Source organism: Pannonibacter sp. CBAS1226 (assembly GCF_055685825.1).
Genome location: NZ_JBVOUO010000005.1, coordinates 376941 through 400730, shown reverse-complemented (window position 1 = coordinate 400730; position 23790 = coordinate 376941). Strand labels below are relative to the sequence as shown.

General features: G+C 61.9%; 26 protein-coding genes. 9 read left to right on the top strand and 17 right to left on the bottom strand.

Annotated elements, in window-relative coordinates; all coding sequences use genetic code 11:
- Nucleotides 1-108: 108 nt before the first annotated feature.
- On the bottom strand, nt 109-885 hold the full coding sequence (locus tag AC0CMF_RS16585) for a hypothetical protein (protein WP_472482210.1): 777 nt from the start codon (nt 883-885) through the stop codon (nt 109-111).
- A gap of 401 nt (nt 886-1286) precedes the next feature.
- Here AC0CMF_RS16585 and AC0CMF_RS16580 point away from each other — a divergent pair, with 401 nt between their 5' ends.
- The 3 genes from AC0CMF_RS16580 to AC0CMF_RS16570 all read left to right on the top strand — a co-directional run bounded on the left by AC0CMF_RS16580 (nt 1287) and on the right by AC0CMF_RS16570 (nt 3112).
- Nucleotides 1287-1424, top strand: a complete 138-nt coding sequence (locus AC0CMF_RS16580; RefSeq protein ID WP_472482208.1) for a hypothetical protein — start codon at nt 1287-1289, stop codon at nt 1422-1424.
- A gap of 92 nt (nt 1425-1516) precedes the next feature.
- Nucleotides 1517-1990 (top strand): hypothetical protein, encoded by a 474-nt coding sequence (locus AC0CMF_RS16575; RefSeq protein WP_472482206.1) that lies wholly within the window; start codon nt 1517-1519, stop codon nt 1988-1990.
- Nucleotides 1991-2008: 18 nt separating this feature from the next.
- Nucleotides 2009-3112 (top strand): hypothetical protein, encoded by a 1104-nt coding sequence (locus AC0CMF_RS16570; protein ID WP_472482204.1) that lies wholly within the window; start codon nt 2009-2011, stop codon nt 3110-3112.
- A 56-nt stretch (nt 3113-3168) separates the two neighbouring features.
- Here the strand turns inward: AC0CMF_RS16570 and AC0CMF_RS16565 are convergent, their stop codons facing one another.
- From AC0CMF_RS16565 to AC0CMF_RS16530, 8 genes are all read right to left on the bottom strand, one after another.
- Nucleotides 3169-3471, bottom strand: coding sequence for a hypothetical protein (locus AC0CMF_RS16565; protein WP_472482202.1), 303 nt, complete (start codon nt 3469-3471; stop codon nt 3169-3171).
- Complete coding sequence (locus AC0CMF_RS16560) at nt 3464-4588, bottom strand: Fic family protein (RefSeq protein ID WP_472482200.1); 1125 nt, start codon at nt 4586-4588, stop codon at nt 3464-3466. The genes AC0CMF_RS16565 and AC0CMF_RS16560 overlap by 8 nt, the downstream gene beginning before the upstream one ends.
- 74 nt (nt 4589-4662) lie before the next feature.
- Nucleotides 4663-4962 (bottom strand): hypothetical protein, encoded by a 300-nt coding sequence (locus tag AC0CMF_RS16555; RefSeq protein WP_472482198.1) that lies wholly within the window; start codon nt 4960-4962, stop codon nt 4663-4665.
- Between the two features lie 58 nt (nt 4963-5020).
- Nucleotides 5021-6817 carry a type IV secretory system conjugative DNA transfer family protein gene (locus AC0CMF_RS16550; protein ID WP_472482196.1) on the bottom strand — a complete coding sequence of 599 codons (1797 nt, stop codon included), beginning with the start codon at nt 6815-6817 and terminating at the stop codon, nt 5021-5023.
- Between the two features lie 147 nt (nt 6818-6964).
- On the bottom strand, nt 6965-8236 hold the full coding sequence (locus tag AC0CMF_RS16545) for a relaxase/mobilization nuclease domain-containing protein (protein ID WP_472482194.1): 1272 nt from the start codon (nt 8234-8236) through the stop codon (nt 6965-6967).
- On the bottom strand, nt 8236-8682 hold the full coding sequence (locus AC0CMF_RS16540) for a hypothetical protein (RefSeq protein WP_472482192.1): 447 nt from the start codon (nt 8680-8682) through the stop codon (nt 8236-8238). The genes AC0CMF_RS16545 and AC0CMF_RS16540 overlap by 1 nt, the downstream gene beginning before the upstream one ends.
- A gap of 627 nt (nt 8683-9309) precedes the next feature.
- Nucleotides 9310-9714, bottom strand: coding sequence for a hypothetical protein (locus tag AC0CMF_RS16535; RefSeq protein WP_374630013.1), 405 nt, complete (start codon nt 9712-9714; stop codon nt 9310-9312).
- 88 nt (nt 9715-9802) lie between these two features.
- Nucleotides 9803-10201, bottom strand: a complete 399-nt coding sequence (locus AC0CMF_RS16530) for a hypothetical protein (protein WP_050473508.1) — start codon at nt 10199-10201, stop codon at nt 9803-9805.
- A 188-nt stretch (nt 10202-10389) separates the two neighbouring features.
- On the opposite strand from AC0CMF_RS16530, the gene AC0CMF_RS16525 reads away from it, so the two are divergent.
- Entirely contained in the window at nt 10390-11211 is an 822-nt protein-coding gene (locus tag AC0CMF_RS16525) for an AraC family transcriptional regulator (RefSeq protein ID WP_122518998.1), read from the top strand.
- A gap of 69 nt (nt 11212-11280) precedes the next feature.
- Here AC0CMF_RS16525 and AC0CMF_RS16520 read toward each other — a convergent pair whose 3' ends face one another.
- Complete coding sequence (locus tag AC0CMF_RS16520; protein ID WP_282097450.1) at nt 11281-11415, bottom strand: hypothetical protein; 135 nt, start codon at nt 11413-11415, stop codon at nt 11281-11283.
- A gap of 277 nt (nt 11416-11692) precedes the next feature.
- Nucleotides 11693-12706, bottom strand: coding sequence for an NAD-dependent epimerase/dehydratase family protein (locus tag AC0CMF_RS16515; RefSeq protein WP_472482189.1), 1014 nt, complete (start codon nt 12704-12706; stop codon nt 11693-11695).
- A gap of 116 nt (nt 12707-12822) precedes the next feature.
- Between AC0CMF_RS16515 and AC0CMF_RS16510 the strand changes: the two genes are divergently transcribed.
- Nucleotides 12823-13431, top strand: a complete 609-nt coding sequence (locus tag AC0CMF_RS16510; RefSeq protein WP_050473513.1) for a TetR family transcriptional regulator — start codon at nt 12823-12825, stop codon at nt 13429-13431.
- 414 nt (nt 13432-13845) lie between these two features.
- On the opposite strand, the gene AC0CMF_RS16505 is transcribed toward AC0CMF_RS16510, so the two are convergent.
- Together AC0CMF_RS16505 and AC0CMF_RS16500 are read right to left on the bottom strand one after the other, a co-directional pair.
- Nucleotides 13846-14469, bottom strand: a complete 624-nt coding sequence (locus AC0CMF_RS16505) for a DNA alkylation repair protein (protein ID WP_374630012.1) — start codon at nt 14467-14469, stop codon at nt 13846-13848.
- 232 nt (nt 14470-14701) lie between these two features.
- Nucleotides 14702-15862 (bottom strand): MFS transporter, encoded by a 1161-nt coding sequence (locus AC0CMF_RS16500; RefSeq protein ID WP_374630011.1) that lies wholly within the window; start codon nt 15860-15862, stop codon nt 14702-14704.
- Nucleotides 15863-16127: 265 nt separating this feature from the next.
- On the opposite strand from AC0CMF_RS16500, the gene AC0CMF_RS16495 reads away from it, so the two are divergent.
- Nucleotides 16128-17027, top strand: coding sequence for a LysR family transcriptional regulator (locus tag AC0CMF_RS16495; RefSeq protein ID WP_094462722.1), 900 nt, complete (start codon nt 16128-16130; stop codon nt 17025-17027).
- A gap of 154 nt (nt 17028-17181) precedes the next feature.
- Here AC0CMF_RS16495 and AC0CMF_RS16490 read toward each other — a convergent pair whose 3' ends face one another.
- Entirely contained in the window at nt 17182-17589 is a 408-nt protein-coding gene (locus AC0CMF_RS16490) for a winged helix-turn-helix transcriptional regulator (RefSeq protein ID WP_094462721.1), read from the bottom strand.
- Between the two features lie 392 nt (nt 17590-17981).
- Between AC0CMF_RS16490 and AC0CMF_RS16485 the strand changes: the two genes are divergently transcribed.
- Nucleotides 17982-18746, top strand: a complete 765-nt coding sequence (locus AC0CMF_RS16485) for an alpha/beta fold hydrolase (RefSeq protein WP_208977699.1) — start codon at nt 17982-17984, stop codon at nt 18744-18746.
- A 229-nt stretch (nt 18747-18975) separates the two neighbouring features.
- Here AC0CMF_RS16485 and AC0CMF_RS16480 read toward each other — a convergent pair whose 3' ends face one another.
- From AC0CMF_RS16480 to AC0CMF_RS16470, 3 genes are all read right to left on the bottom strand, one after another.
- Complete coding sequence (locus tag AC0CMF_RS16480) at nt 18976-19968, bottom strand: zinc-dependent alcohol dehydrogenase family protein (protein ID WP_244284578.1); 993 nt, start codon at nt 19966-19968, stop codon at nt 18976-18978.
- A gap of 166 nt (nt 19969-20134) precedes the next feature.
- Nucleotides 20135-21385 carry a DUF5996 family protein gene (locus AC0CMF_RS16475; protein ID WP_374630010.1) on the bottom strand — a complete coding sequence of 417 codons (1251 nt, stop codon included), beginning with the start codon at nt 21383-21385 and terminating at the stop codon, nt 20135-20137.
- A 26-nt stretch (nt 21386-21411) separates the two neighbouring features.
- The gene (locus AC0CMF_RS16470; protein WP_122518992.1) at nt 21412-22347 is read right to left on the bottom strand and encodes a pirin family protein; all 936 of its coding nucleotides are present in this window, start codon (nt 22345-22347) and stop codon (nt 21412-21414) included.
- Nucleotides 22348-22689: 342 nt separating this feature from the next.
- Here AC0CMF_RS16470 and AC0CMF_RS16465 point away from each other — a divergent pair, with 342 nt between their 5' ends.
- Entirely contained in the window at nt 22690-23343 is a 654-nt protein-coding gene (locus tag AC0CMF_RS16465) for a hydrolase (RefSeq protein ID WP_094462718.1), read from the top strand.
- Between the two features lie 101 nt (nt 23344-23444).
- Nucleotides 23445-23696, top strand: a complete 252-nt coding sequence (locus tag AC0CMF_RS16460) for a hypothetical protein (RefSeq protein WP_374630009.1) — start codon at nt 23445-23447, stop codon at nt 23694-23696.
- The last annotated feature ends 94 nt before the right edge of the window (nt 23697-23790 follow it).

The following is a 23790-nucleotide window of genomic DNA, read 5'->3' as shown; positions in this document are numbered from 1 at the left end:
GTACTGAGGAACGACCGCAAGGCGATCTTTACCGCCGCCAGTCAGGCGAGCAAAGCCGCGACCTATCTGATCGGACTCGAAACCAAGGAGGCGGCCGCATAGGCCGCCTTACTCCTGAACGGTGATGGTTATTGGATCGCCGTATAGCGATGTCTGCTCGGTGCCAGGTGTTATCGCCGTGAACAGGATCGCACGGGCAGGAACCCTTCCGCCGCATTGACGGCTGAACCGTGTACCCACCCCACCATCGGCTAGTGTTCCTGTGACCAGTTCCGGCAGGTGATGTCTGGCGTCTTCCCATTCCGGCGCCGGACCGCAATTATTGCCCCGCGCGCCATGGATGATGAGCGCATCGCCAACCTTCGCCGTGACCGTACGAACATAATCCGCCTGAATACCGGCAAAGGTGGTTCCCGGATCAGCAATTGTCTCGTCGCTGCCTGGCCACTGGAAATACGCAAAAAGTCCGACCAGTGCAGCCGCGATCATGCCGCCTCCGAAGACGAGTGGCCTGTGCGCCCGTTGTGGGGTGAAGGCATTGGCAGGCGCCTCATCTGGCGCGGATGCCACAGGTGCCACGACTGGTGATGCGCTACGCGCCTGCGCATATAGGCGGTTCCAATGTTCGCGCAGGGCCTGATCGCGATCCACACCAAGTAAGTGCGTCAAGAGCAGGAAGTTGCGCCGTTGGGGGAGATGCACGCCCTGCCGCCAGTTGTGCAGGTTCTTCAAGGCCGTGTCGAAAGCGGCATGGGAACGATTACCGCTGGCCGAACATAACCGTTCGGCCAGGTTGAGATTATCCAGATGCCCCTGTTCGATACACAGGGCGTCCAACAACTCGTGCCATGTATGACGGGTATCCCAACCCCTCTCGCCGGTCATACGCACCCCCGCTGCAATGTAACCGCCCGCGCAGATTACCCGCCAAGTCATTGAAACAGCAAGGCGATCCGTTGGTTTTTTCCGGTGCTTCGGCTTTTTCGGCTGAACTGCGCTGACCGTGCTCGCAGCGCAGGCTACGAACAAATCAGACAGGGCAATGAGTGAAGCGGGGGAGAGACAGGCGCTAGCGCGGATGGGTCGGTGCAACCGTTCAAAAAGGTTCCTTTTTGGATGCCGCTCTCACAGCCGCGTTGCGGTTGATCCGGTTCCTATTGAATCAAGCATTTAGCGGCGGGGCAAGTCCTTCTGAAATAAAATATGGAAATATATAATGAATCCAAGGGTTTGTATCAGTGCCGCACTGACACAGATCATGATGATTCAGCCATGGAGAAGATGACGTGAGCAGCACCTACGATCAGGGCAAGCAGGTCGGGCAGCAGAACCCGCACCAGCAGCAGGCCACCCCGCAGCAGATTCCGAATGCGGTGCAGCGGGAGCAGTTCAACGCCGGACTTCGCGCCGGACAGAACAAGTGACGAAACCGGGTCTGGCCGTTCGGCCAGGCCCTCCCAAGGCCATGCGAGTGCGGCCATCAGCACCAGAAACAGATACAGGAGAGGGAGTTTACATGAACGTTGTGCAGAAACTTGGCGGTTTTGCAGGCATGGCCACCATGCTCGTAGCGCTGGCCGCATGCCAGTCCACCGGAGACGGCACCGAAATGGCTGCTGCCGCCCCGGCACAGAATTTCGAGATCAGCAGCATCAGCGTCACGCCGATGACGAATGCCAGTCTCTGCCGTGATCTGGGTGGACAGGGACAGCCGCCGACCGTGACGATCCGGCACACGGCTGCGGCAGGCGTACCGATCCGTGTCCGCCTGACCGATTACTGGAGCGATGGCGGGACATATAACCACCGCAGCACCACCGTCCGCTCGGATGGCTCCGGAACAACGACCGTGAATTACGGCTTCCTGCCACCCTGCAATACCTCCGGTGGGCGCATCAACTCGCATTATCAGTTCGAGGTGCAGGCCGGCGGCGCATCGCGCACGCAAACCTGGGCGCGCTTCGACTCCGCATCACGGACGATCCGGTAGGCGATAGGGGCAAGCAGGATGGATATGCGGACAACCATAAAATCAGTTGCCTACGCACTTGCCGCCACATTGCTTTTTGGTGCATCTGCTCATGCGCAGGGTGCCGATGGTGTTTGGTTTGGAGGATACAAGCAGGGTCGGACTTCGATCAACCTGCAACTCGCGAACATTGAAGGTGTCGGCCGTATCGACATAGACTCTAAAGGTTGGGAACCAATCGGATACGGCAGATGCCAATATGTCTACCAATACCTGAACCCGACCGTTGATGATGTTCACCTGAACGGTTCGTACGGCACTCCTGAAAAATGCCCGCCGACGCTTTCGTTCCAGATGGAACGTGCTGGGCCTGACAGCATGAAAGTGACCTTCACGGACAGAATACCTCTCGCAGAAGTCGAACTGATCGCAGGATTGCGCCCGTTACGCGACGAGGACCGCCGCGTGAAAGTCGAAAACCTTGATATCATTGGGGTCAAAACCGGCATGTCCCGCACCGATGCCGAGGCTATCCTCAAGGATGCCGGGTACGAGCATGACGAACAGGCAACGCGCGTTGCGACAGGCCGGGAGGGTTGGACGCTCGAAACCCATTATTTCGTGAAAGGTGCGGAAGACAGCGACGAAATCGATACGATAAGCGTCGCCTATTCCGAAACCAAGAGCGCCAAAGTGATGATAGTCGGCCGTGACTGGAAGATTCCGGAAACAGCGAAACTAACAGAACTGACGCTCAAGCAGGCGCTTCTCGACAAGTACGGACCAGCATATTCCACATTTGGCGAGGATCGTTCCTATGATCGCCAAGGCAATAATCTTCCAAACAGCACAGAACGCAATAAGGTCTGCAAGCGCCATTCGCTACAGGAGATCAAGTTCGATTGGTACCGCAAGGGTCAGATATATCGGGGGTCTATTAACCTCTATTGCGGCCCTCTCACCCATATGCATATTGGCAGTACACGGGAAACAGGTTTAGCAAGCTATATTACACAGTGGATCGCTGACCCTGACGAGATTTGGGACAATTTCTGGCGCACCTGGTCGATAGGCGAGCATCAGAAACTCGACGCTCTCTATCAGAGCGTATCTGGCGCAGTCGGAGAGGCTCCCAAGCTATAGCCGGAAGCCCATACGATATAGGCGAGCGACATTATCAGTCGCGAAACTCGCTCCCTTCAATTCAGCATGCCGCCTTTTTGCTGCGTCATCGCCTCGAAACGCTGCCGCTTTTCCTCTTTTTCGGCCTGATCCATCGCGCGATTGCGCGCGGCGTGGAGGGAGCCGAGCAACCCCTGTCGCGCGTAGTGTTTGATGAGACGTGCCAGCTGGGGTTCATGGAACATGCGGGTGGTCAGATCCTCGACGTCATCATCCGCGAACTCCATCCCGCCCAGCCGTGCCGCCCATAGCAACTCGGCCCGGTCCAACTCGACAGCCATGCTGATGATTTCAACGCCCTCCTTGAAGCGGCTACGCATTCCCGTTCTCCCGTTCTGGTAGATTCAGCCAATAGCGCGTGTGTCGGCGCTCGCCGGTGCGGGTCAGCGCGCCTTTCTCGACCAGATCGTGCAGGTCTCGCGTGGCAGTCGCCCGCGATGTTCGCGTCAGCGCAATGTAGTTCTCGGCGCTCAGACCACCCTTGAAGCCTTCCGGCCCTTCGCGGAACATGCGCGCCAGCGCCTTTTCCTGCCGCTCGTTGAGCTGGCCGCGCAGCCGGTCGTAGAGACGGGCTTTGCCGATATGGAAAGCGACGCGATCCAGCGTGCTTGTCTGCGCTGTCAGCACGGTTTCCGCAAAATAGACCAACCACTCGGTGATATCGAGAGTGCGCTGATGCCGCTCAAGCTGGTCGTAATAGGTCTTGCGGCCGCGCTGGATCGTGAAGGCCAGCGCGATCAGGCTCGGCTGCCCGATATTTTGGGCAAGCGATTTTTCGGCTAAAGCGCGCCCAATGCGTCCATTGCCATCCTCGAACGGATGGATGCTCTCGAAATAGAGATGGCCAAGGCCGGCGCGGGTCAGTGCGGGCAGCGGTGCACCGCCTTGCGGGGCGGTCTCATTGAACCAGGCGACATAACGCTCCATTTCACCGGGAATACGCGAGGACGGCGGCGCTTCGTAATGAACCCGCGGCCGTCCGATCTTGCCGGACACGATCTGCATCGGATCGGCGTGATCGCGATATCCGCCGATCACGCTGATACGCTGTTCGCCAGCCATCAGCATGCGGTGCCACCGAAACAGCGTGTCGTGATCGAGCGGGGCATCAAAGCTGCCGTACAAATCGACCATCATTTCCGCGATGCCTTCCTCCTGGGGCTTCGCCGGACGATGATCGGCATCGAGACCCAGATGGCGGCGCAGGGAGGACTGGACGCTCAGACGGTCTAGCATCTCGCCTTCGATCTCGGAGGTCTTGACCGCTTCCTCGCTCAGCAGTTCGATGCGCAGCATGTTGCGCTCATCCGCACTCACGTGCCGCACCGCGCCGATCACCTCGCCGGAATGCAGGAGGAAACGTTTTTCGAGGGGCGCGAGAGCCGCCTCGTCAAAGGTGAAGTTCGGCCATTCCGGCTGTGTCCAGTTCCAATTCATGAGTTATAGAAGCCCTTTCTATAACTCATCATAATACAAAAACGTGAGCTATAGCAATCAATTCTATGCCTCATCTACCCGCGATCGCGGCTGCGATCCGTGCCCGGACGCGCAATCGGGCTGAAGGTGTCCGCCAGTTCACTGCCTTCTCCAAGCCGGAAGCGCTTGGCGGGTTTTGTTCGGATGCCCGGGCCGATCTGCGATGCCCGCTTGATGCCGACACTCCCCGGTGGCGCAAGATTGGGAGCCGGACGGGTCACAGCTTTTGGAGGGGGCGGGCGGTGTCCGGCATTATCCTTGTCGCGGATTTTCGGCTCATCCCGTTGGGGCGTTGCCGCCAACCGGAAACGCTTTGTCACGTCGCGCTCGGTCATGGGATTGCTCCTGAGGTTACAAGCAAAGGCGTGGCCGGATCATCTCCGGCCATGCGGTTCAGGAGGGATCGCGCAGATTGCGGCCCAGAGATCGCAATTCCTCATCCTCGAACCAAGGCTGCTTGCGGCCAATGATCGGGTTGAGGTTTTCAACCAGCAGCAACTGCCGATCCTCGGGCAGGCGCATGAGTTCGTCGGCATAGGCCAGTTTGCGCTGCGCTGCCGCCGTGGTGTCGGAATTGCTGGTCGAGCTGGACGAGCCGCCCTGGCCGCTGCTGCCAAAGACCCGCCCGACCGCGCTGCTGAAATTCCAGACCGTCGTAGTGCCGCAAAGCGCCGAGAAATACTCGGCCGTCATTCGATCCCGTGACCCGAAATACTGGATCACCCCGGCATTTGAGATGAAGGTTTCCCAGCCATCGCCGTAAATGCGCTTCAGCTGGCTGGCATCCTGCACCACACCGTGAATCTGCATGCCGTACCCCGCCATCAGCCCGAAAGCCTGTTCGACCATGGTCAGACGGCCAAGGGCGGGCATTTCATCGAGGATGAACAGCACCGACTTGTCCGGCTTCTGTTCGATGTTGCGGGCATTCATGGTCAATGCCTGCTGGATCAGCAGGCGCAGCCAGCGCCCGTGGCTGTTCAGCCGGTCGGTTGGTAGCACCAGATAGATGCTGGTCGGCTCAGCCTTCAACTCTTCAAAGCTGAAATCCGAATGCGACAGGCTGTCCCGCAGGCGCGGGCTGTCGAGGAAATGCGTCTGCGCCTGGACGGAGGCGAGGACGTTGGAGAGCAGTTTCTCGTCTTTCTGGAGACAGCGCGCACCGGTGCTGGCGACGATATGGTGGGGCGAGTCCAGCATTTGCTGAAACAGCCGCCGCAGATCATCGCCATCCAGAAGCAGGAGATCGCGCACGCGCCCCAGATGGCGCTGTCCTTTTTCGGCCGGATCGGTTGCCACGAAAATCAGGACGCCGACCAGAATAGCCTTGGCCTCTTCATCCCAGAACTGTTCATTGCCACTAACGACCACAATGGCGTCGGCCAGCAGGATGGCGTTGTCGCCGATATCGACATCGCCGGCGGCCAGCCAGTCCAGCGGGTTGATCCGCGACACATCCAGACCGGTAATGCCCCACGGGTCGATCACATGGACTTTCTGCCCCATGGCGCGGCGTTGCCCGGCGGTGATCATGGCGTTCTCGCCCTTGGGATCGATCACCATCACCGAGCCTTCCCAGGTCAGGAGATTGGGGATGATGACGGTTGTGCCCTTGCCGGAGCGGTTGGGCGCAACGGTGAGCATGTGCCGGTCACCGGCATAGGACAGCCGCATGCCGTCGGGGGTGAAGCCAAGGCGGAAGCCTTTGCCGCTCAAAAGGCCACCGGTTAGAAGATCCTGGATGGTCGCCCAGGCCGCCGTGCCGAAGGTGGTCGGGCGCTCCATGAGCCGCCGGACCATCTTGCGCGCCCAGTAGCCCATACCGCCCATGAAGCCGGCAATGCTCAATATGGTCGCCGTTCCCCAGCCAATCGCGCCGTGATCGGCAATGGTGGCGATCAATGCGATGCCGGCCGCACCGCCGAGCAGGAAGCTTCGCAAGCGTCCGGCGCGGGGAGAAAGCAGCCAGCCCAGCCCGAAGCCGGCAATGGCGGACGCCGCCACGCTGCCAACCCGCAGGGAGGTGGTGTCGTGGAGGACAAACCTGCCGGGAAGGTAGTAGTCGTCAAACATGCCGACACTGCCGAATAGCAGGGTCAGGCCGGCGCCGGCCACAGCGCCCGACAGCAAGGGCGCTTCCCGCACAATGGCGGCAATCTCGCTAAAATCCGGCAGCTCGGCCGACTTCACTGATGATCGAAGCTTTGCGCGGCCTCGGGCGATTTTCTTCAAAAGGGAGCGGGGCATAAGGCAGTTCTCCGTCTTGCGTTGCACACAGACGGAGTCCTACCCGGCCATCACACGGCCTTTCTTCGGCGGAGAAGGGGGCAGTTCCGGCTATCGTGACAGCGTGCGGTGACGCGGTTGCCGTGCGCGGTTCGCTGCCTCCCGCGCCTGTTCCAGCCGTTGGAGCGACTGGGCGATTTCACGCGCGAGCAGTCGGCGGTTCATTGCATGCCGACGCCGAACGCTTTCCACCTGCTTTTGCAACGCGCGTCGTTCCTCCATCTGAGCCCGCACCAGATCATCCCGCTGTCGGCGGTCACGGAGAAGGCACGCCATCGCTTCCTGTTCGTTCTGCTTACGGATGGTGGCGGCCGCTCCGGTGAGACGATCCCATAGACCGCGCAGCCCCGTATTGAAGCGTTGCGAGCGATCCCGCTGTTCCCGTTGCCATCGTTTGTCCTGCCCGGTGCGAAGCGTCTCGCGCTCCTTCCGGTGCGCCTCAATCATCCCCCTGCGCTGATCGTTCAGGGGTTGCATCTCATCCTCATGACGCTGATCGACGTCCCTGATGAAGCCATGCAGTTTCTCCGAAACCAGCCCTTTGACGTGCTGACGCACCTCGTCGAGCGGGCGAAGGTTTTCCGGATCGCCTAGCCTGTCCCGAACATCCTTCGTCCGCAGTCCCGTCCACCGCGAGATCGCAAACACCTCGCCGTTAACATCAAGGGCGACCAGACCGCGCCGATCTCCTTTTGCAAGGAAATAGCCACGCTCGCGCAAAGCCGCATCGAACGAGCGTGCATCGTCCGATCGTTGCCACGCTTCCTGAAAGCTCTGCCGAATCTCGCGCGGGTCGAGGTTCAGCCGCCTTGCCTGCTGCCATTCGGCCAGGGTGAAGTTGAGCGGCGACTTGCCGCCGTCGCGCCGCAGGCCGTCCGGCAAGTTCCATTCATGCTCCAGATACAGGTCGCGCGCCAGATCGGTCAGCTTGCGCTTGAAGTGCGGCAGGTTGATCGCCGTCATGGTGTCGGGGTCGATCCGCGACCAGACGACATGCGCATGCCGCCGTCCTTCCTTCTCGTGCATCACAATGGCACGCGGCTGTCCGTCCAGACCGAGACGTTTTTCCGCTTCATCGGCAGCACGCCGGAAATCGTCCTCACCCGCGACGGCCTGCATCGGCGGATTGAGGCTCAGCGAGAACATGAATTGCTGGCACTTCGTCCCCTTCGAGATCGCATAGGCTTCCGCCAGTGCGCCGTGAAGGTCGCGGGCAATGAACCCGCGCAGTTCCAGCACGGTAACGTGATCGTTGTCGCGGGTGTTCAGCAAATGCACGGAAAGCTGTTTTGCGCCCGCGCGCTGTGAGCCTTTGAGGATCATCACGCCGCCTCCCGCGCTTGGGGATCGCTCGTGACTGCCTGCAACGCCGCCGCCTCGCTGTCATCTATCTGGAATCCCAGAGCCTGCATCAGCAGCAGGCGGATAACGAGGACATCGTGGCAGGCTTGATGCAGTTTGGCGGTCGTTTCCGCATCGACGGCCAATGATCCGCTTTCGGCAGCATGAGCGAGCATAGCCAGCCATTCTGCCGTTCGGCTTGCTCCCATCTTCGCCAGCAGGGACGCCATGGCCACACGATCCTGCACCGGCGCGCGGGCACCGCGATGATCCTGTTTCTTGCCATCGGCAAACAGGACGCATTTCACATACGCGCCAACCGGCATTTCACCGGCGCGGTGCTCAAGCTCGGATCGTTCGGAATCGGATAGCCGGACAGTGAAAGGTTTGCTGCTACCGGCCTGCTTTTTGTGATCGGCGGCGGTCATGGCTTCGGCCCCCGCAGATCGCGTTTCAGGTGCTTGAGTTGGTGGTTCCAGTCGGCCAGAACCTCAAAAAGCGCGTTCGAATCTTCTCCGTCGAGGCGCGCCAAATACTGTCGATTTCCCTTCACAATGCGCTTTCGCCGCCGAGACCACGCCCTTGCATCCGGCAGAGGCCGGCGCGTGCGCGTGCGCGGAAGAGCGTAGAAACGGCGGCGTTTGGCGGTGAAAAAGTTCGAAACGCCTTTGGCCGGAATAATTGCACGAGGTGAGGCGCGTAAGGGTGTTTGATCTGGAGCCCATCATAGACGGCCGCCCTCAGCGAACATCCGGATCACAAAACGATCGCACTGGTTGCGTGCCCGGCGGGATCGACCGTTTTGGCTCGCCAGCGGCTCCGTTCTGCAGCGGGATCATTGCCGTGATCGCCGCTCCACCATGCCGGGTTGATCCACTGGAATGTTGTCACCGGCTTGATGACGGAAGTTCAGGGGCTCCGTCACCGCCAACATCAAGTCAATGAAACCGTGGAGTGAGCCTATCGAGAGGTGGGCGGTGGCCATCCCCAAGCAATAGCCCTTCATGGCCAGCGTGAACTGAAGTTCGTCTTCGCACCGTCCGCTCAGCCGTTTGTCAGGCCGTTGCAGACCCGGCGCGCTCCGACAGCAGTTTCCCCGCGATCTCCAGGGCCTCCTCGCGAGACGAGGCGAGCCTCATCGGATAGCCCCAGAACTTGGCGAAGGCCACACCGAAAGGCTTGAAGGCCAGACGCTTGGCGGCGCTCGGCTCGATCACGATCATCGCCAGCACGAGCGTGCGCAGTTCTGCCTTGTGCTTCTTCATCCACAGCGAGGTGCGCTTCTTTTCTTCCTGGCTGTGCTCGTGCTCTTCGGCCGGCACGGAATCTGTCAGGATCACGAACGGCGCGCCGCGCTGCAGATTGGCCTCCAACGCCTCGAAGTCCTCGTCGTGGCCGTGATCGGGACCGTGGTCATAACTCATCCAGACGAGCGGGAAGTTCGTGCTGTCCAAAGGCATGTATCGTCTCCTTAGAGTTTCTGCGCAATTCCGGACGGTGAACCGGTGTCCACTTCACCTGGAATTGCTCAAGCCGGGATGGATGCTTTCAATGCGAGCGGATGTGCCGCCACGACATGAGCAGCGCGGCCGCGCCCGGAAGCGTGACTGCCAGCAGTTCCAAGGCAACGAGATGGCCGCCGTCGCGCAAGCCATCCGCCACGCCGGCGAGCGTGCTCATGGCGAAAAGGAGACCGCCGAGGACGAGCATGGCCCAGTCGGCCGCGCGCCTTCCGGCAAGCGCCAACAACGGCGGGACAACCCAGGCGCCGTAAAAAACAGATACGCCCCACAACGCGGCGGGGCCGAACGTCATGGCCTGCATCGTCCCGCCGCTTCTGACGTAATCGTTCAGATAAGAGAAGCACTGGATCGTGACAAAGATTGCGGCACCGGCCGCAGGAACAAGCCACGCGAGTGCGAGCTCAACTGGTTTCTTTGCGATCACATCAACACTCCTATCCGAATTTGCTCGATAGGGCAGTTGAGCACTGCCCTATCGAAGGGACACGCGATCATGATTGCCGCGTGTCCCTTCTGCCTGAAAGCAATAGGTCAGCTGAATGGTGGCGTCATTGCGCAACTCTGCCATTGTATGTTTCAATCCGGCCAAGATGGAAAACGCCGGGGCCTTTGATGTATGTAGACGTCCGCAGCGATTGGCTTTCTTATATTGATGAGATTCCGCGCGCCCTCGTCGCGGCCAATGCCGTCGCCAGTCTTGAAAGCCTGGAGCAATCGCCCCGGCACTCGCATCAGAAAGCGCAACTGCTTTTCACGGTCCGTGGCGTCATCAACTGCGAGGTTGAAGACGCTGTCTGGATCGTGCCGCCGCAATGCGCCGTGTGGATTCCCGGCGGGCTGCCCCATACCGTCTTCGGCTCAGGTGAGGTGGAGTGCATCTCCCTCTTCATCGAACCGCCTGAGGCTCCGAACCTGCCGGACCAATGCTGCACGATCACTGTGTCGGGCCTGCTCCGTCATCTGCTGATGCGGGCCAACGAGCTTCCGGAGCGCTATGACGTCGACGGTCCGGACGGCCGCATCGTGTCCGTTATCTTCGATGAGCTGGCTGCGGCGCCGGTCGAAGACCTCCGCCTCCCGATCCCCAGCGATTCACGCCTGAGGAAGCTGACCGATCTGTTGATCGCCGCACCTGCGGATCATGCGACCGTCGCGGAGTGGGCCGCCCGCATCGCGCTCAGCGAGCGCAGCCTGAGCCGCCTGCTGGCGGAACAGGTGGGCATGAGTTTCGGCCGCTGGCGCCGGCAGTTGCACGTTGTCCTCGCCTTGCGGCATCTGAGCGCCGGCCAGACGGTCCAGGCCGTCGCGATGGATCTCGGCTATGAAAGCGCCAGCAGTTTCGTGACCATGTTCCGAAAAATGGCCGGCAAGCCGCCAAGCCGCTATCTGCTCGAGCGGCTCCGGCCTGCACCTCACAATCACGGCGAGCGATAGGGACTGCTGGGTTTCATCCACGTTCGCCGCACAGCGAGGCGGCCGTCCTGACACTCGACGTGCTCACGATCAGAAGCTCCCGGTGATCCAGAGCCCGGCAGTGCGGCCCGGTCCGGCCGCGATCACTCCCCCGGCGTGATCCTCGCAGATGTGCGCCGTCAGCACACGAACGGAGGTCAGCGACCAGACTTGAATATGGTTCACGTCTGGATGCCCGGAACCGCTTTTCCAGGATGAGCCGAGATACCGGGGCACCCGGCGTTACCGGATGCCCCCTCAAGGAGGAGGAGCAGGGTATGCTCGAAGAGTTTCCATGCACCGCGCCGGATCAGCAGTGCCACCAGCCGGACAGGATGGGGGCGATGGGGGGGCCAGCCGGTATAAGCCCCCTGCCCCTCCGCGAAGGGACAGACATGCCGGAAGATCGAAAACACCACAACCGGAGAGGCCGCATCCGTCTCGTGAAGGGGGCAAGCTGATGTCAGCGAAGGTTTTTCGCCTGCATTGCGCGCATGCCATCAGCCGCCGAGATGACCGGAGCGTAACCGAGTTGATTTCGCGCACGGCTCACGTCGATGGTGAAATCCTTGCCGATGAACCGCAGCATCTGCCAGGTGACCGGCGGCTCGCCCTTGCGGCGGAAGATCCGCCAGACCGCCCCCATCACACCCGCCATCGTCCAGGCGATGCCAAACGGCACGGCGCGGTCCTTGGGCGTCACGCCGCGGCTGGCGAGCAGGCGCGTCAGGAAGGACTTCAGCGTCGTGTCCTCGCCATCGCTCACAAAGAAGGCCTCTCCGCCTGACCCGCGATCGGCGGCCAGAATCAGCGCGTGGCAAAGGTTATCGACATGGCAGGTGGAAAGTGCCTGCCCGCCGCCAGCAACCCATTGGAACTGCCCTGCGCGAACGGTTTCGACCATGCGGTCAAGCGCCGGCATGCCCGGCCCCCAGATGAAAGGCGGCCGGATGGCCACGGTGGAGAAGCCGGCGCGGCGGCCATTGGCCGCCAGGAGCACTTCCTCCGCTTCGGCCTTGGATGCGGCGTAGGGTGCAAACGGCATCTTGTGCAGGGGCATGTCCTCGGTCACGCCACGCATCGGTTCGGGGCGGCCCATGACGACGGCGGCGGCGCTGACATAGACGATGCGGCGCACACCGGCCCGCTCCGCCGCCTCCACGACGTTGCGCGTGCCTTCGACATTGATCCGGCGGAACAGGGACACCGGCCCCCAGAGCTTGAAATGCGCCGCGACGTGGAACACCACCTCGACCCCATCCATCGCGCCGGCCAGCGCCGTGCGGTCCAGAAGGTCGCCCTCAACCGGCTCGGCGCCGAGGGCCTCGATCTCCGCCCGCGCCTTGTCGCTGCGGCCAAGCGCAAGGACGCGCCAGCCATCCGACAGCAGGCGGCGGATGAGATGCCCGCCGACGAAACCGGAGCCTCCGGTGACGAGGGCGAGGCGGGGTGTCTGCTGGGAAGGAAACTGGCTCATGACTATCTCCTGAAGGCCGTTTGTCCCAACGTGTCACATCCAAAAACGTTACACAATACAAAATATGAAATTTGTTACATGTTGCATGCATGCGATGTGTCAGCTAGAAGCTGCGCATGACGAACGACGCCCACGATCATCGCGACCGCATTCTGGACACCGCCGCCGAACAGGTCCGCCGGTTCGGCGAGGCCAAGACAAATGTTGTCGACATCGCCAAGGCCATGGGCCTGTCGCATTCGGCGCTCTACCGGCACTTCCGGTCGAAAGCGGATATCTTTGACGCCCTTGCGGCGCGGACGATGGCCGAAGAGGCCGAACTGGCGGCCCGCTTCGCCAAAGCCGATGGATCTGCGGCAGAAAGGCTGCGCGGCCTTGTCCTGGCGCTCCACCGCAGCAAGCGGGCCAAGCTGGGGGACGATCCGGAGATCCACGGTCTCTACCGCCGGATTATCGCCGAACGCCCGGACCTCGTCGGCGACTATGCGCGCCGCATGACCGGGCTCGTGCGGCAGGTGCTGGAGGATGGGGTGGTGCGGGGCGAGTTCCGTATCCCCGACCTCGACGTGGCTGCCGGTGTGGTGCGGGATGCTGTTACGGTCTTCGTCCATCCTGCTCATGTGGAGCAGGCCGCCGTCGCTGGTCTGGACCTGGAGCCGCGGCTTCATGCGGTGATCGATACATTGGTCACGGCTTTCGCGGCAGCCAGCCAGCCGGACATGTAGGCAACGCGGATCGTTCAATGGCCCGCAATCCCTCAGGGCAGCTGCCGGTTTGGAGGCGCTGCAGGGGCGGGGCATCCATCTGCGGCCTTCCTCATGGCGGCCATGCAAGCCTCTGCGCGCGAGGCTGGAATTCGAACGCCACCGTTTCTACGACCGAAGCGGCGCCCAAAGTTCGCAAAAACTCCGATTTCGGCCCCATGATGCAAAGCGCGCCGCTGGCGGCCGCGGCGCGATGCTGAAAAGCCCGCATATGGCCGTGACAGGAGCCGTCATCGTTTGACCGGAGATGCGCGTCTCTGCGGGATCAGAAGCAGCGATCCGGCCGGGCGGTCACATGTATTCGCCGTGATCTGGCCCGGCAGGTCCGGCCGGATGCCGGTGATGAGCATGGCCGTCAACAGGACGGCTGGTTGTTCATTCCCCTCGAATCAACCGCGTCGCCAGTTTGTAGGTCTGCTTCGTTCCGCGCTCATCAAGGTTCCATTGCTCCACGGCTTGCCTGATCAGTTCGGGATGCTTCTTGCTGATATCCCGCAGCGCGTTGCCAACCGACTTCCTCAGATACTCGCTGCCGTCGTTCCTGAATGGGGAAAGCAGTTCGATTGCAGCCATGGGATGATCGCAAAAATACGGGCGCCCCGTCCAGATTCTCAGCCCCTCCGTCACGGCACGGCGGACATTGACGGATGGATCTGCCAGCCATTCCCTGATGACTGGAAGCGCGGCTTCGTATCCAATGTCTGCACAATAACGGTCAAATGCCTTGGCAAGGATCTCCTGCACGCGCCAGTCGCCGTCCCGGCTGACCTGCTTCTTCATTATCCCCAGCGCCGTTTCATCCGACGATGCCAAGCCACCCAGGATGAACGTTCCGATACAGCGCGCCTGGGCCAGCTCGACGTTCAGAAGGGCGCTCGCTATCTGCAAAGCTTCGCCGGCCGCTGCCTCGTCAAGGACCCCGGCAGCGGCAGCCTCGAGGTCCTTGAAGCCGTGCTCCGTGCCCTTGGCGCGTTCAATGAGTTGCTGGAGGTCCGGCATCGAGCGGCAACCTTTCCCGAACATCATCGGTGCGGTGAAAGCTCAAAGAGATCACCTCTTCGCCGGGAGGTGCAGACCGCAGCCTTGCTTCATCTATATCGTGCCGCACCTCTTTGGGGAACAGGTCTCCCACAGCCAGGCGCCGGCCGGCGTCTGGCGGCAGGTGCGCGCCCAGAGAGACCGGTTCTCCCCCTTGATGGTCGATCATAGCTCCGGCTCGCCGGTGCATGGCTCAACGGTTGTTGCCGGTGCTCGTGTCCGTGTCTTGCAAGCCATTTTTCCGCGGAGACGCAAAACCGTGAGACCGCGCCACCCAGGCGGCAGCCAGGGCTGCGATGAGCAATGCCAGCACGGTCCATGGAAACGAAGCGGCACCGGAGGTTTCCAGCAGGACGCCTCCGGCGATGCCACCACCGGCGATCGCCACATTCCAGACGGTGACGATCATGGACTGCGCCACGTCCGTCGCCTTGCCTGCCGTCTTCGCTGACGCCGTCTGGAACAGCGTCGCAGAGCCGCCAAACGCGAGCCCCCAAATCGCTACGGACGCATAGACCACCAGCGGCATGGCGCCTGCGATGCCGAGAGCCAGCGCAGACAGCCCGAACAAGACTATGCTGGCCAGAACGAGTTGCCGCAGCCATCGATCGATCAATAGCCCGGCAATCCAGATGCTGACCAGCGCAGCCATACCGAAGACAAGCAGCACAAGGTCGATGCGGTCAGCCAGACCCGCTGGCACAAGAAACGGGGCGATGTAGGTGTAGAGGATGTTGTGGGCGAGAACGTAGGCCAGCGTCACGAACAGCACCGGCCGGATGCCTGGCAACGTGAAGACCGTCACAATGGAAAAGCCTTTTCCGCGCGCCTGACCGGGATAATCGGGCACCTTTGCCAGCACCCAGAAAACGAGAATGACGGTCAGCGCGCTCATGAGGCCAAAAGTGACGCGCCAGCCGACGGTGGCACCAAGGAAAGTTCCGGCCGGAATACCGAGCGAGAGTGCAATCGGTGTTCCCGCCATGGCGATCGCGATCGCCCGGCCCTGCAAATGCTCCGGCACCATACGCGCCGCGTAGCCCGCCGCCAATGCCCAGAGCAGCCCCGCAAAGACCCCGGCAAAAAAGCGCGCAATCATGATGACAACGTAGCTGCCGGATAGGGCCGTCACCGTATTCACGATGGCGAAGCCGCTGATAGCGAGCAGCAGAAGCGGACGGCGGCGCCAACCCTGTGTCGCAGTCGTCAGCGGAATGGCTGCCACCAGCGACCCAATCGCGTAAATGGTGACAAGCTGCCCGACCAGCGCCTCGGAAACAGAAAGGCTTTCAGCCATCTGCGGCAGCAGGCCCGCAGGTAACGCTTCGGTCAGAATGGTGATGAAGGCCGCCATGGTCAGTGCCAGCAGCGCCGCAAGTGGAAGCCGCCCGCCGGGTATGGCCGGTACCGCGCTGTTCGGTTGAACCGGTGATGTACCGCTTGCTGTAGTCATTGGTCCGCCTGTGCCTTGTCTGAAAAGCCGCTTGCGGATGGCCGGCATACAAGACGGCACGATCCGCCGGTCACGGCATGACGCGAAGCTAGGCAGGTTCCGGCTTGATGAGAATAAGGCTACAGTTCCGAACACTTCGGACAGATATGTCAACAATGGATCTGCAATGGACAGTCTCGGCTCACTCAACGCCTTTGTGCAGGCAGCGGAGATGCGCAGCTTCACCGCTGCCGGTCAGAAACTTGGCATTTCCTCTTCGGCGGTCAGCAAGGCGGTTGCCCGGTTGGAAGACCGGCTCGGTGTGCGCCTGTTCCACCGCTCCACGCGAACAGTCACTCTAACGCCGGAAGGCGCGCTTTTTCTGGAACGATGCCGCCGCATTTTCAGCGAAATGGAGGCAGCCGAACTGGAATTACTGCAGACGCGGGGAACGCCGGGTGGCAAACTGCGCGTGAGTCTGCCGCTGGTCGGCATGTTGATGATGCCGACACTCACCGCCTTCATGCGGGCATGGCCCGGCATTGAAATGGACCTTGATTTCACGGACCGGCTGGTGGACGTGATCGACGAAGGTTTTGACGCGGTGGTGCGCACCGGAGAAATCAGCGACTCGCGCCTGATGATGCGCACACTCGGCACGTTCCGCTACAGGCTGGTTGGCTCTCCCTCCTATCTTGCCGGGCACGGCACGCCCCAGACTGCTTCCGATCTGTCGGAGCATCGTGGCCTACGTCATCTGTTCCCAAGCACAGGCAAGGTCGAAGAATGGCCTTTGCAGGTCGATGGCAAGCCGTTCTCTCCTGCGATCAAGACTGCGGCTGTCGCCAGTGCCATTGAGCCGCTGATCCATCTTGCGCAGGAAGGTATCGGTCTCGCCTGCCTGCCTGACTTTGCAATCCGCGATCAGCTTGCCGACGGGAAATTGGTTGCGGTGCTGGATGACGCAGTGAAGCACTCGGGCAGCTTCCGTATTCTGTGGCCGTCGAGCCGGCACTTGGCCCCGAAACTGCGGGTTTTCGTAGATTTCATGGGTGGCAATCTTTTCCCGCACGAACAGCGCGGCTGACGAGGGCGCAGGGGCGGTTGGCAGGGTGGGCGCGCGGTATCTTGGTTTGCCGGGCTGGAGCATTTCCATCTTTCCCCGTGTCACGGAAAGCTCCGCCAGTTTGTTTCATGCCATTGCGGGCGGAAAAGCGGTTCTCACCTTTCCTGGAATTGCCCTAGCGGCCGGCGGCTGCATCAAACCGCTGGCGGGACTGCTCGATCTCCTGCCAATTGTCCCTGATCCAGCCGGTGAAGCCTTCGAGGGCCGGGAGCATTGTCCGACCCATGGGCGTTAGCTCGTACTCGACGCGCGGCGGCACCTCGGCAAAATAATGGCGCAGGACAAGGCCGTCCCGTTCAAGATTCCGGAGCGTGACTGTGAGCATGCGCTGCGAAATGTCCGGAATCCCGTTCCTGATTTCAGAGAAGCGGAGAGGCCTGGCTGGATCCAGCGCAAGAATGCTCATGACGAGGATCGTCCACTTGTCACCCAGCCTCGCAAGGATGTTGTTCGGCGCGCATGGCGTGAAGACCGGGCCTCTCTTCGTTTCCGTGTAGGGCCTGCCGTGGATCAGCTTCTCCATGAGTTACCTCCTGGTCACCGGCTTACAGATATGTGCCGTCTTGTGCGTTTCTTATAACGGTGCCATTTCATAACCATCAATAGTTACCAAAGGGAACAATAGATGGTGAACGGAAATGCGGTGCTCGTGTCCGGAGCGGCGGGCAACAGCTGTGTCAAGGGCGCTCGCCCGTGATGTGGCCAGCGGCACTGCATGCAGCGAACCGGTCTCTCTTCGGCAAGAGACCGTCCGGCCAGTAACGCGGCAGAGCGGGGCGGACAGTGTTCCGGGCGGTTGCCGAAGCCTGTCCGAACAGCCCGCCGGCCCCGGCACCCCGTCCGCGAGACAGGGCCACTCAGCATGGACTGCCGCCTATCTGTACCTCAAGGTGAATAACAGCAGGGAACTCGATCATGACCTATCTGAAAACTCTCATGCTCTCCTGTGCCATGACGCTCGGTATGTTGACCGCCCAATCAGGCGCGGTGCTCGCCGATGTGAAGAACATCGTTCTTGTGCATGGCGCGAATGTCGACGGCAGCACTTGGCGCGGCGTCTATGACCGTCTGACTGCGGAAGACTACAAGGTAACGATCGTGCAGATGCCGCTGACCTCGACCGAGGACGATATTGCCGCAGTCCGACGGGTGATCGGCGTTCAGGACGGTCCGATGCTGCTGGTCGGGCATTCCTATGGCGGCATGGTTATCAGCGAAGCTGGCGGCGACCCGGACGTAAAGGGCCTTGTCTATATTGCGGCATTCCAGCCCGGTGCTGGTGAAAGCGCCGGGGCCCTGTTGGCCTCGGATCCGACTGAGTTCATGTCCGATAAGCTCACGGTCTTCGACGACGGTCACTACCTGATCGATGAAGATGCCTTCGTCTCCATCGCCGGAAATGGCTTGTCCCGTGACGACGCCATCTATGTGGCAAGGTCGCAGGCAGCATCGAACACTGCAATCCTCGAATACGAGGCACGGGTCGCTGCCTGGAATGAAAAGCCGAGCTGGTCAGCCATCGCGACCCTCGACCGGATCATTGCGCCCGGTCTGCAGCGACAGATGTCCGAACGGGCTGGCTCCACGATCATCGACATCGAGAACGGCCACATGCTGCCGATGACGAGCCCGGACGAGGTGGCCAACATCATCCGGCAGGCAGCAAAGGCGGTCGAATAACCATGCCTTGCAGCACGGACCGGGCAAACCGGTCCGTGCACTTTGCCGCCTATCCGGATACCGGCCGGGAATGCCGGGCCGGCCAATGCGGCATTTCAGGAAGGTGCGGCCGTCTGATCCCAAAGCGCAAGGATGCTGACGCATCACGCCTTGAATGAGCTCATGCGCCGGCAGGCCCGACCAGCTCTCGATGAGTGACGCCCATCGAGGACTGGTGGCCGCTCTGTATCTATCGTGGCGTGGGAAGATCGACGGTCTGACCGGCAACATCGATCGCCACCTTGCCGCGCAGCCCGCGGAAGCCTCCGCCTTCGAGCAATTCATGCGCCTCGCCGATCCGGGCCAGCGGCAGCACCGCGCCGACAACGGGCTTGATCAGGCCGCGTTCAACAAGGTTCGTCAGTGCGTCGAGCTTGCCGCGGTTCTGCCGGGTGAACACGAAATGGTAAGCGGCATTCTTGCCCCACGCCTCGATCAGGTTTTGCGGCTGTGCGATGTCGACAATGCTGACCACCCGCCCTGCATCTGCGAGGACGAGCGGGCTCTTCGTCAGGGCGTCACCGCCTATTGTATCGAACACGACATTCACCCCCTGCCCATGCGTCAGGTCTGCCACGGCTGAGACATAGTCACCGGAGGTGTAGTCGATGACCTCGTCCGCACCGAGCGAACGCACGAATGCGTGGTTGCTGGAGCGTGCGGTCGTGATGACCCGCGCGCCCATCGCCTTGGCCAACTGGATCGCCACGGAGCCCACACCGCCGGCGCCGCCGTGGATCAGGATCGTTTCATGGACGGCAAGCTGGGCGCGGCTGACGAGGGCTTCCCAGATCGTACCGCCAACCAGCGTCAGGCTGGCAGCCTCCAGATGGCTGATATTGCGCGGCTTGCGGGCAACCAGACCGGCATCGGCAACGTGCTGCTCCGCATATGAGCCGGGGCCGCCGAAGATCTTGGGCGTGTAATAAACCTCATCGCCGGTCTCGAACTCGCTCACGTCGGCTCCCTTCTCTTCCACGACGCCCGAAATGTCATGACCGATGATGGCAGGGAGCGGCACATAGTCTGCATAGTCGCCACGGCGGATCTGATAGTCTAGGGGATTGATGGCCGTGGCGTGGACGCGCACCCGGACCTGCCGCGGGCCGACGGCCGGTACAGGCACATCGCGCAGCTCGAATGCGTCGTAGCCGCCGAATTTTTCGAGAACGATTGCCTTCATGGTGCCGTTCACAGTCTTGCCCTTTCCCGCTCCCAATTGACGGTGGATGCCTTGTTGGCAGGCGCACGTCATTGCTGTGACTTTTGCTTCCGGTGGCTTTCCCGGGGTGCTAGAGAGCGGGCCGATCAAGACACGGGGAGCGATATCCCGGCCCGCTGCTTTCCTCTTATGGCTGGCGCACCACGTCCTGCCACTCCGGGTGCCGATCGATTTGCGCCTTCGCGAAGGGGCACAGCGGCACAATCGCGACCCCTTCGCGGCGGGCATCCTCGATCGCCTGGCGCACCAGCCGCTCCCCGACCTTGCGGCCGCGCAGGGCCGCTGGCACGTCGGTGTGATCGATAATGATTATTCCCGCACCGGCGCGGCTGTAGGCCATCTCAGCCTCAACACCATCGATGACGAGGTGATAGCGCCCCTTCGACACGCCATCCTCCCGCCTGACCTGTTCATCACCCACCGCAGGCGCATTCTCCATCACCGCCGCATCGGGCGCGCGCACCTGCCGCGGCTGCCCATGTGCGCATTCGAGAAGATCACGGTCCCAGCCACCCGCTTCAGCGGCGGCTTCATAAGTCGAGACAAGGAAAGCCATCAGGGCTTCGCCGGGATCAGCCGCGGACTGGACAGCGTCGTAAGGAAGAATGAACTCAGAAAGACCATCGTGCCAGAACGCGGCACCGGGCTGCACCGCCGCAGCACGGTAACCGCCGGGCGCAGGATAGGCGTAGGCATAGAAGGCCGGATAATCGATGCCACCACCGCCCGGCCAGAAACCTGCCGACGAGACCTCGCGGTCGTAAGCCTCCTGCGCCACATCATCCGGCAATGCCGGGACACCGCCAGGGTGAAGCGGTGCGCGCCGTCCCGAAAAACGTGTAACGGCCAGGTCGAAGCTGCCCCAGAAGAGGTGAACAGGACTGGACTTGCCAAGGAAGGACGTGCGGAACCGGTTGAAGACCTTGCCGGCCGCCATCAAGGCCTGGTGGAAGCGCTGCACGGCCTCGCCGTCGTAGGGCCGGTCCCGGTCATCTTCAGCGAAGGGAACCGGAAATGGAACCTCGTTCGGGTGGCCGTTGAAGGTGGGAGTGCCGCCCAGATCCGAAATCAGCTGCACGAAGCTTGCATGGAATGACGCGACCGTGGCCGGCCCGAGGCTGAAGGACGCTTTCTGACCGTTGCCGTTGATGCCCACGACCCTGTGCTCATGAAAGTCGAACAGGATTTCGATGCCCGGTCCGTCCGGGATGAGTGAAGAGGTCAAACCAGCCGGCGTGACATAGAAGGTCGCGTTCCATGAATGGTTGACCCATGGCGAATGCGCCAGCCGGTACTTGCCGGCGATCTGGAGATAGAGATGCAAGGCTGAACAGGTTTCACGCCAGCTGAGGTAATCGAGATGAGGCCAGTTGTTCATTTCTTGCTTCTCCGGGCTGCATCCGGTCAATCCGGAAGGGGAATGTGCTCGTTGCGGTCGCCCGCAGGCAGATCGAAGCGGCCCTTGCCCCAGTTCGCGGCACGCCATTCGGCCTTGGCGAGCTCGATGCGCTCCTGCGAGGAGGCGACGAAGTTCCACCAGATGTAGCGCGGTCCGTTGAAGGTCGCGCCGCCGAGGATCATCAGCCGCGCACCTTGGCTCCCGGCGGCCACCGTGATGCGGTCACCCGGCCGGAACACCATCATCTGCGCCGCCTCGAATTCCTGTCCGGCAACCGAAATCGAACCTTCGACGATGTAGATGCCACGGTCTTCGTGATTGTCCGGCATCGGCAGCCGGCTTCCCGGTTCAAGCTTCACATCGGCGTAGAATGTCTCGGAAAGCATCGTCGCGGGCGCGGTCTTGCCATAGGCGTTTCCGAGAATGAGCCGGACGGTGACACCGCGGTCCTCGATCACGGGCAGTGTCTCCTTGCCGTGGTGCTCGAAGCTTGGCGCCACATCCTCATGACTGTCCGGCAGGGCCAGCCAGGTCTGGATCCCGAACAGGCTGTTCGGGCCGCTCCGCGCTGCTGCGGACGTGCGCTCCGAATGCGTGACGCCGCGCCCGGCCACCATCCAGTTCAAAGCACCGGGGCTGATGATCTGATCGGCACCGGTGCTGTCGCGGTGATGGAAATCGCCTTTGAACAGGTAAGTGACCGTGCCGAGGCCGATATGCGGATGCGGCCGGACGTCGACGCCATGCCCGGTCAGCAACTCTGCCGGCCCGGCCTGATCGAAGAAGATGAAGGGCCCGACCATCTGCCGCTTCGGCGCGGGCAGGGCGCGCCGGACCTCGAAACCGCCAAGGTCGCGGGAGCGCGGGACAATAAGGGTTTCGATCGCGTCGATCCCCGCTTCATCGGGACATCCCGGCTCGATTGATGGGTTCCAGCTCATGTGCATCATCCTTTGTCTTCGGGCGCCCCGGCACCAGCCACTCCCGCGAATGTCCGCAAGCCAGCGATGTCCATCCGGCCGTTCCTGCCGTACCGCCGGGGGAGATGTCACTGGCTGCGCCCGCCGCAGGGTCTGGCAGACACGCCTTGCTGCCGGCAGGTCCGCCGGAACTCGGTCTTACCCTCTTCGGGAAACCGGGCGGACTCAAGCGTTCGTGTCGCGGTGCGCCGGAAAGGGAGCAAGAACGGCACCTGAGAGGCAAGTCCTGCACCGCAGTGCCCGGATGCATTCGCTACTTACCAGAAGCCGATGAGCGCTACCCTCACGACGCAGGAGACTAGAATGACTTTTCGTAACGGCCTTGCCTCGCTTCTTCGCCCCGAGGATTCCGTACTGGTCCTGATCGACCACCAGCCCTACCAGCTGGCCAACCTCAACAGCCACGACCCGCACATGGTGGTCAACAACACGACCGGCCTGGCCAAGGCAGCCAAGGTGTTCGCTGTCCCGACCATCTTGACCAGCGTTGTGGCCGACCGCGGCGGAAAGCTGTTCCCCCCGATCACCGACGTGTTCCCCGGCCAGGAGGTGATCGACCGGACTTTCGTCAACACCTGGGAAGACAAGCCGACCGTCGACGCGGTCAAAGCGACCGGCCGCAAGCAGTTGATCATCGCCGGCCTGTGGACCGAGGTCTGTGTCGCCATGCCCGCCATCCAGGCGGCCGGCGAAGGCTGGGACGTGACCGTCGTCACCGACGCATCGGGTGGCACCTCGCTCGAGGCGCACCAGGTCGCGATCCAGCGTATGATCGCCGCCGGCGTCAACATGATGACGTGGCTGGCCGTGGCGTCCGAATGGCAGCGCGACTGGGCGCGGGCCGAAACGGCCGAAGCACTCACCGAGGTGATCAAGTCGCACGCCTATGGCAGCGGTATCGCCTACCTGTGGGAGCAGCAGCTGCTCAACACGCCGGTGCCGAACCCGGCAGGCTGATTGGAGCCCGGATGGCGAGGCGAACCCTCGGGGCATTCCCCGAACCGGCTTCGCTTCGTCATCCACGGCATCGCCCGAAGCTGCCGCAAAAGGGGGCACAGATGGATTTCGAGACACTCATGCAGGCCAACCTCGATCTGGTGTTCGGCGAACATGACCCCGCGCGGCGCATCGCGGCGATCCGGAAGATCTACCTTGAAAACGCGGAGCTTCACGAGCCCGGGCGTTCGGCGCGAGGTCATGACGCGATCTCGCAGGCCGTGGCGGACGTTCTGAAGCATCTGCCTCCGGGTTTCGTGTTCACCGCGGTAAGACCGGCATCGGGCCACAACGGCGTTGGGCGCTTGCAGTGACGGGCAGGCCCGCCCGGAGGTCCCGCCGCAGTGACGGGCACCGATGTGGCACAGGTCGAAGGCGGCCTCATTCGAACCCTGCATGTTTTCCTCG